Source organism: Bartonella sp. AA2SXKL (assembly GCF_042197205.1).
Taxonomy (GTDB): domain Bacteria; phylum Pseudomonadota; class Alphaproteobacteria; order Rhizobiales; family Rhizobiaceae; genus Bartonella.
In genome coordinates this window covers 1-501 of sequence record NZ_JBHIRN010000305.1, presented here as the reverse complement: position 1 = coordinate 501, position 501 = coordinate 1, and the positions used below count along the sequence as shown (strand labels likewise).

At 41.1% G+C, this 501-nt stretch carries 1 pseudogene; it reads right to left on the bottom strand.

Annotated elements, in window-relative coordinates:
* A pseudogene (locus ACFINS_RS11385) lies at positions 1 to 501 on the bottom strand (hypothetical protein); the annotation flags it as partial.

Genomic DNA, 501 nt, shown 5'->3' with positions numbered 1-501 from the left:
CTGATAAGTCTGCTCTTCTTCCTTGCCTTCACCGTTAACTGTTTTAACCTTAAAGGTAGGTGCAGTCCATTGGCCATTCTCGTACTTAGCACCGCCGCCAAAATAGGTCGCAAGTTGCTCGTTCAGAGAATAAATTTGGCTACCATTGATGGCATCACGTGAATCCTTGGAAATACTACCATCAGCAACATTATGAAGGGTAACAGCTGCAGAATCTTTACCTTTACCCAAGGTTACACTCGCATAATTAATGCCACCAGTTTCATCTTTATTCTTATCATAATGAACAACCGCTGAATCATCAGACTGGAGATGATTAATCTGTTTAGTAATTTCATTTTTCACATTCGTGAAAGACGTACCAACTCCAGTCAAAGCTTCCGCTACATTCTGATACGTCTTCTCTTCTTCCTCACCATCTTCCTTAACTGTCTTGACTTTAAGGAAGATGGTGAGGAAGAAGAGAAGACGTTTCTGAAAGACGTACCAACTCCAGTCAAA